General features: G+C 46.4%; 9 protein-coding genes. 3 read left to right on the forward strand and 6 right to left on the reverse strand.

Annotated elements, in window-relative coordinates; all coding sequences use genetic code 11:
* Positions 1-215, reverse strand: a 215-nt coding sequence (locus tag VN105_RS20610) for a hypothetical protein (RefSeq protein WP_325643723.1), incomplete at its 3' end; no start/stop codon positions are given.
* Positions 216-288: 73 nt separating this feature from the next.
* Here VN105_RS20610 and VN105_RS20615 point away from each other — a divergent pair.
* Positions 289-1323 carry a hypothetical protein gene (locus tag VN105_RS20615; protein ID WP_325643725.1) on the forward strand — a complete coding sequence of 345 codons (1035 nt, stop codon included), beginning with the start codon at positions 289-291 and terminating at the stop codon, positions 1321-1323.
* Positions 1324-1358: 35 nt separating this feature from the next.
* On the opposite strand, the gene apaG is transcribed toward VN105_RS20615, so the two are convergent.
* The 5 genes from apaG to VN105_RS20640 all read right to left on the reverse strand — a co-directional run bounded on the left by apaG (position 1359) and on the right by VN105_RS20640 (position 4024).
* Positions 1359-1745 carry a Co2+/Mg2+ efflux protein ApaG gene (gene apaG / locus VN105_RS20620; protein WP_079469727.1) on the reverse strand — a complete coding sequence of 129 codons (387 nt, stop codon included), beginning with the start codon at positions 1743-1745 and terminating at the stop codon, positions 1359-1361.
* A gap of 72 nt (positions 1746-1817) precedes the next feature.
* Positions 1818-2144, reverse strand: coding sequence for a DUF4157 domain-containing protein (locus VN105_RS20625; RefSeq protein ID WP_325643728.1), 327 nt, complete (start codon positions 2142-2144; stop codon positions 1818-1820).
* Positions 2132-3076 (reverse strand): DUF5777 family beta-barrel protein, encoded by a 945-nt coding sequence (locus tag VN105_RS20630; RefSeq protein WP_325643730.1) that lies wholly within the window; start codon positions 3074-3076, stop codon positions 2132-2134. Before VN105_RS20630 ends, VN105_RS20625 begins: the two co-directional genes overlap by 13 nt.
* Positions 3077-3087: 11 nt before the next feature.
* Positions 3088-3636 (reverse strand): YceI family protein, encoded by a 549-nt coding sequence (locus VN105_RS20635; protein ID WP_325643732.1) that lies wholly within the window; start codon positions 3634-3636, stop codon positions 3088-3090.
* Between the two features lie 16 nt (positions 3637-3652).
* Entirely contained in the window at positions 3653-4024 is a 372-nt protein-coding gene (locus VN105_RS20640) for a hypothetical protein (RefSeq protein ID WP_325643734.1), read from the reverse strand.
* Between the two features lie 129 nt (positions 4025-4153).
* On the opposite strand from VN105_RS20640, the gene VN105_RS20645 reads away from it, so the two are divergent.
* Together VN105_RS20645 and VN105_RS20650 are read left to right on the forward strand one after the other, a co-directional pair.
* Positions 4154-5434 (forward strand): UDP-N-acetylmuramoyl-tripeptide--D-alanyl-D-alanine ligase, encoded by a 1281-nt coding sequence (locus tag VN105_RS20645; protein ID WP_325643736.1) that lies wholly within the window; start codon positions 4154-4156, stop codon positions 5432-5434.
* A gap of 117 nt (positions 5435-5551) precedes the next feature.
* Positions 5552-8890, forward strand: coding sequence for a TonB-dependent receptor (locus tag VN105_RS20650; RefSeq protein WP_325643738.1), 3339 nt, complete (start codon positions 5552-5554; stop codon positions 8888-8890).
* Positions 8891-9345 lie beyond the last annotated feature (455 nt).

Raw genomic sequence — 9345 nt, forward strand, 5'->3', positions numbered from 1 at the left:
CGGTCGTTCAGGTTAAAATCGGCCATCAGGCCAAAGTTCAGTCCTGCTTTGGCGCCATTCCTGTTAACCCCCGATTCCTGCGGCTTTAAGATGGAAACCATCGGGCTCACGGTAAACCCGAGCTTTACTTTATTCCTGAAAGCATTATCGCCGTATTGCGCCATTCCAGCCTTTGCCATTCCCATTATCGCCAGCAAAAAGATGATCTTCTTCATAGATGATGCTAATTCGTAATTTTTTATAATACAAGGTAAATAATAATTTTACCTTAGATGAGTTTTAAGAGCGATGCAAAGTTACATTATTAAATATACCCTGCTGATAAGTTGCGTGGTAACCTTGCTGGGTGCCGCTGCCTGCAATTCCGGCAATAAAGCGCCGGATGTAAGTCATATAGCCATGAACGTTAGTTTGTCGCGTTTCGATTCGGCCCTGTTCACTATAGACACCAATAATATACAACCCGGGCTGGCAAAGCTGCATGCGGAATACCCCGTGTTCCTGCCCCTGTATATTACCGATATCATGAACCTGGGCGCCTATTCCGACAGCAACGCAGCAGTACAGCAACAACTGCACCTGTTTTTAACTACTCCTGATTTCCGGCAGCTGGAAAGATCAGTAGCCGCGAAATACGGCAACAACTCCACTTTGAAAGCAGACCTGGAGCAATGCTTCCGGTATATCAAATACTACATTCCCTCTTACCATCCGCCTAAAGTAGTCACTTTCATTTCCGGGATCGCCAACTACGGCGCTATCACCGTGGATTCTATACTGGGAATCGGCCTGGATATGTATATGGGAGAAGATTTTCCCCCCTATGCCCTGATCCCCGATTACCCGGATTATATGATCCATCGCTTTACTCCTCAATACATTACTACCAATTGTATGCAGGTGATCCAACAACAGCTGTATCCGCCCGCGCGTAAAAACGGTAACCTGCTGGAACAGATGATGGAAGCCGGCAAACAACAATATTTCCTGGATAAGGTGTTACCGGAAACACCGGATACTATCAAACTGGGCTATACGAAAAGCCAGCTGGACTGGTGCCGGGAAAACGAACGGATGATCTGGCAGTTTTTTGTGCAAAATAACCTGGTGTATTCCAGCGACTGGCAGCAGATCAATCACTTTGTGGGTGATGGCCCCTCTACACAGGGGATGCCCGAGGGCGCCCCGGGTAAAATTGCCAATTTTGTGGGCTGGCAGATCATAAAAAAATATATGAGTGAGCACAAGGATATGACCTTGCAGCAGTTAATGGAATCCAGGAATGTGACAGAAATCTTCAAAGCCTCGAAGTACAGGCCCTGACAACAAAGAGTTACAGGCTAAACGAAAACGGGGAACTAGTTCAGTTTAAAGGGAACAACCATCTGGAATTCGGGAATTTTCACTTCCAGTATTTTCTTGTCCAGTTGGTTTTCCATTTGATAAGTACCGTACATCTTGCCGATCTCAGTGCGGAGATTGGATCCCGAGACGTACTGGTAAGTTTCACCTGGCGCCAGCAGTGGTTGAACACCTACAACACCTTCTCCCTCCACTTCACGGTGTGTGCCATTGGAATCGATAATGTACCAGTGACGGCGAAGCAGCTTAATGGGGAAAATATTGTTGTTCTCAATGGTAATACGGTAAGCAAACATGAATTCGCTTCCAATAGGATTGGAATAATCCGGCTGGTAGAATGTTTCCACGCTGATGGTGATGCCCTCTGTTACCTTCTTAACCATAAAATCAACCTTTAACGTAAAAATAAGAAAAATAAAACCAGTGGCTGGAAAAATTCTGACTTTAACGATTCTTTAGACTATTTCTATATTGTTAAGGATATCCGGATCTTCTTCTGATGCCCTGGCAGCCACCTCTAAAGTATTGTTATAGTAGCCTCTGCGCAGGTATTCAGACAAATATCTCCATAAAAAACCAAAAAAGCCCAGGTGCTGGTATTGTTTGATATGACAAGCTTCATGCCGCATCCAGGCTGTATCCGCTAAAAAGCGTTCCCGGGACGCTCCATGCAGGTGAATGGTGCGTCCCAGGACCATGGCTACAGACTGCACCCGCATAAAGCGGGCGGCCATTTTGGCTAACCATGAATTTTCGCGTATGCGGCATTTTATTTTTTCCAATCTTTCTTCCCGAATAACGTAAATCTACGGGAAATATTGAATCCCCACCGGAATTGTCCCTGTAACCAGGAGGTAGTGGTTTCAGGAATAAACTGGCTTTCCTGGATGGCAGTGGAATTGGTAAAAGTAATGCTGAATACGTGGCCGCCGGTTTCTATTTCCAGTCCAACGCCCAATGGGTTATAAAAAGAAATGCCTTTTGCAGATTTAAAATAGTCCTTGCTCTCCTGTGACCGGAACGGGTAATAATATTCCGCCAGGATGCCTATCCTTTTGCTGAGTTTCAGCCTGCCGGCGCCGCCCAGGGCAAACATATTATTCATATCCATATAGGCCACATGGTTACGGTGCACATAAGTAGGGGCGAGGGTGAGTGACAACCTGTCGCCAAATTTTCTTGATACAAGGGCCTGGGCCACATACATGAGGCGGTCGGCGCCGTCTTCAAAATAGGCCGCCGACGTTTTATCTGTGGCGGAAGGCATCCCGCTGATCACCGCATTACCAAAAACCGCCAGTGATACCGGCACATGGTTATCAGTTGTTTGCTGCAGGAAACGGTATTTCACCAGTCCTTCATACAATTGCTGCAGATCCCCGCTGCCCTTGCTTCTGCTGATGCCCACCATCAGGTTATCACTGATACCATACTCAAAAGCAATGCGGATATCAGTAGAATTGTCCGTACCGAAAAATGTTTTGGTACCGCCAAATTCACCGCCGGCATCGCCAAAGCGGTGTGTAACACGGAAATCGAGTTCGTGTTTGCGCAGCATTTCGGTGGACTGCCCCTGTACAATGCGGGTACTTTTGTAAGTATCCCTCACTTCGGTATGACCGGTAACCGTGGAGTCAAAAAGCTTGTCGAGGCCCTGTGCATGTGCATAAACCGAAAATACACAGCATAATAAAATGGTTGATATATACTTCATGGAGTGATGTATTATTTACTGTAAGGTGTGTAAATGGCATTAACTGTAACGGCTACTACTTCCGCCACGTTCTGTACTACCAGCGAGGGTATTTTTATACCGTGATCGGCTACACGTACATTAAAGGTGGAAGCAACCGTAATTGTGGTACCCTGCGTGGTAATAGTGCCTTTGGCGGTGTAGCTTTTTTCTATACCGTGAATGTTCAGTGTGCCCGTAACCGTTACCGGGTAGGTGCCGTTTTTACTAAATTCCGGCGATTCATTGATCTTCCCTTTGAACTCTGCAAACGGGTATTTATCGCTTTCGAGATAATTTTCATTGAAATGCTCCTGCATCAGCTTTTTCTTAAATTGGAAAGAACTGACAGGTACTTTGAAAAACACTTCTTTTGTTTTTGTATTGAGTGCAGAGGCGCCTTTATCTGTTTTCGCTTCTATGTCTTCCAGTGGAGACGACGAAAAAAATGATAAACGGGTATTTTTGCAGGAGTAAACATCCTGTGCAGATGCAGTAACAACCGCCAGTACGGTCACTGCAAAAAGCAATAAGTATTTCATGTTTATCTTTTTTAGGTTATTGATCCGGAAGTCCTTTGGCGATCCAGCAGGCGATAGAGTCCTTTATGCCCTGGCTGAGCGCGGGAAAAGACATTGATTGCGGCATATCTGCCTGCGGGCCGGTAACGCGCAATTCAAAAACAGTACGGTTGGCGTTGATAAAAGTTTTCAGCTTTGCCTCGGTAGAAAAATCCGCCACTGCGGGGGAGTTGCCACCCGGATGACAGCCACGGCTGGTACAGTTAGCCTGAATAATAGCAAAAACGGTGGCTGTTGTGATATGGGCTGCGTCGCAGTCTACGCCGCCGCTTACCGGCGCGGGGGCCTGTTCATTTTTACAGGCAGCCAGCAGCAGGCAGGCCATAAAAAAAAGCTTGATCCTTGTCATAGGTCTTTCAAATTTGATTCCTGTTGGCTAGTACGGGATAATGATAAAATAGGTTGCTTTCAAAGGCACATAAAATTCTGCTATATTACATGATTAACCACTTATTTTTGCATCAAATAAGATCAGACCGTGAATATTGAACAACTATACAGCATCTATGAGCAACACCGCTCCGTACAAACAGATACCCGTAAACTGAAAGCCAATGATATTTTCTTTGCGCTGAAAGGCGGCAATTTCAACGGTAACGAGTTTGCAGCGCGGGCGTTGGAAATGGGCGCAGCCTTTGCTGTGGTAGACGAAGCGGCTTATTTCACAGTACCCGACAGGATGATGCTGGTAGAGGACGCCCTCACCGCCTTACAGCAACTGGCTTTGCATCACCGCAAACAATTAAACATCCCGTTCCTTGCCATCACCGGTACTAACGGTAAAACCACTACGAAAGAACTGGTCAGTGCAGCACTGTCTGCCGGCCTGAAAACATATGCCACCGCCGGCAATCTCAACAACCATATCGGTGTGCCCCTTACTATTCTAAGTATACTCCCAGGTGTGGAAATAGCTGTTATAGAGATGGGGGCTAACCACCAGAAAGAAATTGCGGCGTACTGCGAAATAGCCCTGCCTACTCACGGCATCATTACCAATATCGGGAAAGCCCACCTGGAAGGCTTTGGCAGCGAAGAAGGCGTTAAAAAGGCCAAAGGAGAATTATATGATTTTTTACGCGCCAACAATGGAACCGTATTCGTATGCAATGATTACGGCTATCTTCTTGAAATGGCGAAAGGCATCCCTCAAATCATTACCTACGGCAGCAGTGAAGCGGATTATGTAGGCGAAGCCATTGCCGATAGCGCCTTCCTGGCCGTGGAAGTACGTGGCAGCAGCCAGGTAGGATTTATTCAAACGCAACTGGTAGGCGCCTACAATTTCCCTAACGTAATGGCGGCAGTGGCGGTAGCCAGCCACTTCAATGTACCGGAAACAGCTATTGCACCGGCCATTGCACGTTATACTCCTTCCAATAACCGCTCACAGGTGATACAACAGGGAAGCAACACCATTATCATGGATGCCTATAATGCCAACCCTTCCAGCATGCGGGCAGCCATTGAAAATTTTGCCGGCATCCAGGCCAATAAAAAAGTACTGCTGCTTGGCGCTATGATGGAACTGGGAACAGACAGCGTAAAAGAGCACCAGGAGCTGGTGAAGTTACTGGAACGCACACACTGGGAAGCAGTAGTATTGGTGGGCGGCGATTTCAAAAAAGTAACCCATCCTTATATCTTCCTGGAAAATGCTGCTGAAGCCGGAAAATGGCTGCAACAACAGCAATACCAGGATACACATATTCTTATCAAAGGCTCCAGGAGTACAGGTATGGAAAAAGTATTAGCCTGATACCAGGGCGATTCAGCAGGCAGAAGGAGCCGTTAAAATATTTGTTAACGATTTCATAATTGCATTATTTTTAATACCTCAATCTGTCATTTGAACTTTACCAAAATCTGAATCGCAATGCACAAGAAAATCTGGCGTTACCTCATCAGTATGCTTTGCTGCGTACTGCTAACCCCTGCTGCCCTGTTTGCCCAGGAAACAACCGCTGATATCGCGGGTATCATTTTAAGTACAGAAGGACCCGTTCCCGGTGCAAGCATCACAGCTACCCATGTGCCCAGCGGCACAAAATATAACACCGTTTCACGTAAAGACGGCCGTTATAATTTGCCTAACCTCCGTGTAGGCGGACCTTACACTTTGTCCGTTTCCTACATTGGTTTTAAAGACGAAAAACGTGATAACATTTTCCTGTCGCTCGGACAGGATTTCAAAACAGACATTAACCTCCAATCCAGTACCAGCAGCCTCACGGAAATAGTTGTTACTTCTGTGGCCCAGAACAAAGTGATCAACAGGGCCCGCACCGGCAGCCAGGAAGTAATTACCCGTTCGCAAATGGATCGCCTGCCTACTATCAGCAGATCTATGCAGGACTTTACCAAACTCACTCCTTCCGCCAACGGCCTTAACATCGGCGGCAGAAGCAACCAGTTAAACAACATCACCGTTGATGGTGCCAACTTTAACAACTCATTCGGTTTGCAGGCTACACTCGGCTCACAAACAGCTTCCCAGCCAATAAGCCTGGAAGCCCTGGAACAGATCCAGGTAAACGTATCGCCCTACGATGTAAGGCAGGGGGGATTCTCCGGCGCAGGGATCAACAGCGTTACCAAAAGTGGTACCAATACCTTCAAAGGCGCCGTTTACACCTATATTCAAACGCCCGGGTTACAGGGCCTCAAAGTAGGCAATGCCATCGTACCTAAGCCCGACTTCAATTACAACCTGCGCGGCTTCAACGCAGGCGGCGCTATCATTCCCAACAAACTGTTCTTCTTTGTAAGCGCCGAGCAGGAAAGGATCAAGGCGCCCGCTACCAGCCTTGTAGCCAACAAACCCGGTGGCGTAGCCGGCGGCAACGTATCACAGGCCGTAGCAGATACACTGGATGCACTGAAACAATTCCTGATAAGCAAGTATGGATATGACCCGGGTGATTACCAGGATTACAGTTATCGCACACAAAGTGATAAGGTAACTTTTAAGGTGGACTGGAACGTAAATGATCACAACACGTTTACCCTCAAATACAGCTACCTGAAATCCTTTAAAGATATTCCTGCCAGCAACAGTGGCGCACCCGGTGGCGGCGCTGTTGGAAGCGGCCGCCAGCCCAGTGCTACCGGTTTGCCTTTCAGCGGAAGCGGCTATACTATCAACAACAATTTCAACATCTTTATTGCCGAACTGAATACCCGTATCGGGAACCGTGCTTCCAACAAATTACAGATCGGTTACTCCGCTATACGCGACTTCAGGAATGCGTTGTCTCAAAGTAACTTCCCGCTTGTAGATATCATGAACGGCCAGGGCGCCAGCTATACCGCCTTCGGCTACGAACCGTTTACCTACAACAACAAGCTCAATACGGATGTATACCAGCTGTCCGATATTTTCACTATGTACAAAGGGAAACATGAAATCACTATAGGAACGCAAAACTATTATAAAACTTTCCTGAACGGCTTCGCTCCCAACTACAATGGTAACTATCGTTTTAATACACTCAGTGATTTCTACGCCAGCGCAAATGATGGCCTGGCAACAGCTGTGCGTTATACCGTGTCTTACGCTACTACAAAAGACAAATCCTTTCCGTATGCCAAGATCAACATGCTGGAACTGGGTGCGTTTATCCAGGATAAATGGAGTGTTACCAACTTCTTTACCTTTACCTATGGACTACGTATAGACGTTCCTGTTATAGGCAGTACGTTTGATAAAAATGATTCCCTTGCTGCACTCACTTTCAGAGACGGGGTGAAGATAGATGTAGGCCAGGCGCCAAAAACAACACCGCTCTTATCACCAAGAGTTGGATTTAACTGGGATATTACCCATGATGGTAAAACGCAGCTCCGCGGAGGCGCCGGTTTATTTGCCGGTCCGCCCCCCGCTGTATGGCTGAGTAACCAGGCCGGAAACAATGGCGTACAATTCGGATCATTTGTAGCACAAACAGGTACCTCAACGCCTGTTATTCCTTATCCCTTCAATCCCGATCCCAATACCTATAAAGGGGGAGGCGAATTATCCTACCAATATAATATAGCCGTTACCGATAGGGACTTCAAATATCCGCAGGTACTTAAAGCAACCCTGGCGGTAGACCGCCAGTTGCCATGGGGCGTAATTGGTACCCTGGAATTTAACTATTCCAAGGATATCAATGCAGTTTACTTCCAGAACGTAAACCTTCCCACGGCAGGGTTCCAGCTGGATAGCACCCCGGATCACCGCACACGCTATAACTCCTCAAAAATATACGCAGGGAACAGCCTGAGCAATCCCAATATCAGCGACGCCATCCTGATGCGCAACACTAATAAAGGTTATTCCTATTTCGCTACTATCCAGTTGCAGAAAAATCTGCCTAACCTTTATCTCAGTGCAGCATACACTTACAGCAAAGCCCGTAGTGTAAATGATGGTGGCAGCATTGCGCAGAGCAACTGGCGCGACCGCCCGGTAGCCGGCGACCCGAATGCCAATGTACTGGGTTATTCTAATTACTATATGCCTCATCGTATCATTGCTGCAGCTACCTACCGCTTTACCTGGGCCAAACACTTCGCTACTTCAGTAGGTGTAGTATATGAAGCGGCTCCAAGCGTGAACGGTCTTTACAGCACCACTTCCTACACTTACAACGGCGATGTGAACAATGATGCATCCGGTGGAAACAACGACCTGATCTATATTCCTAAAACCCGGAATGATATCAAACTGGTACCTGTAGGCTATGGCGATAAAACCTACAATCCCGCTACCAATGCGGATAAACGCACCACAGATATCATCTGGAACCAGCTCGATAATTTCATTAAGCAGGATAATTACCTGAGCAGTCACCGGGGAGAATATGCAGACCGTAACGCAGTGGTACTGCCATTTGCAAAACGTATGGACCTGAACATTACACAGGATATCTTTGTATTCAGCGGCAAGGAGAAAACCAAACATACCCTGCGCATCAGTTTTGATATCATCAATTTTGGTAACTTCCTCAACAAATGCTGGGGCATTTCCAAAATACCGAACCTGCCTTCTTTCCTGAAATACGAAGGCCAATACAGGGATGCTGCGGGCAACGCTACCGCAGCCGCCGCCTACTCTTTCCCTTACCTGGATGCAGGAAACCAGATTCCCCTCACCAGTTCATGGAGAGATAATACCGGCACTATTTCCAGGTGGCAGGGGCAGCTGGGGATCAGGTATATGTTTAACTAACGCGGAGTTTGTCTGACTCAGGATTAAACTGATTACGCTGATTACCCTGATTTGATTACTTTGGATTTAAAATGATTTGGGGAGATGTAAGCGGATATTTCGCTTATATCTCCCCAAAATCCTTTAAAATCATTTATAAAATCCCAAAAATAAAATCAGTGTAATCAGTATAATCAGTTTAATCCTGAGTCAGACAAAACCCGCTTACATCTCCCCAAATCATTTTAAATCCAAAGTAATCAAATCAGTGTAATCAGCGTAATCAGTTTAATCCTGAGTCAGACAAAATCCGCGCGGAAAGATTTAACAAATTTATCTGCCATACGTTAATTAGATTTATAGGAACAATAGCGAAGGAAGTATTCATAATCTCCGTAGATCAGGAGCATCAAAAAATCAAAAAAATTACGTCTATGGTCAAAGCATTTATCGGATTTTCAGTTGTAAGTGTAGGT

Origin of the sequence: Chitinophaga sp., assembly GCF_035564935.1 — a bacterium.
Taxonomy (GTDB): Bacteria; Bacteroidota; Bacteroidia; order Chitinophagales; family Chitinophagaceae; genus Chitinophaga.

Bases quoted from the DNA above. Each gene is read 5' to 3' on its own strand.
- VN105_RS20615 (WP_325643725.1), top strand. From the start codon at position 289: ATGCAAAGTTACATTATTAAATATACCCTGCTGATAAGTTGCGTGGTA.
- apaG (WP_079469727.1), bottom strand. From the start codon at position 1,745: ATGGTTAAGAAGGTAACAGAGGGCATCACCATCAGCGTGGAAACATTC.
- VN105_RS20630 (WP_325643730.1), bottom strand. From the start codon at position 3,076: ATGAAGTATATATCAACCATTTTATTATGCTGTGTATTTTCGGTTTAT.
- VN105_RS20635 (WP_325643732.1), bottom strand. From the start codon at position 3,636: ATGAAATACTTATTGCTTTTTGCAGTGACCGTACTGGCGGTTGTTACT.
- VN105_RS20640 (WP_325643734.1), bottom strand. From the start codon at position 4,024: ATGACAAGGATCAAGCTTTTTTTTATGGCCTGCCTGCTGCTGGCTGCC.
- VN105_RS20650 (WP_325643738.1), top strand. From the start codon at position 5,552: ATGCACAAGAAAATCTGGCGTTACCTCATCAGTATGCTTTGCTGCGTA.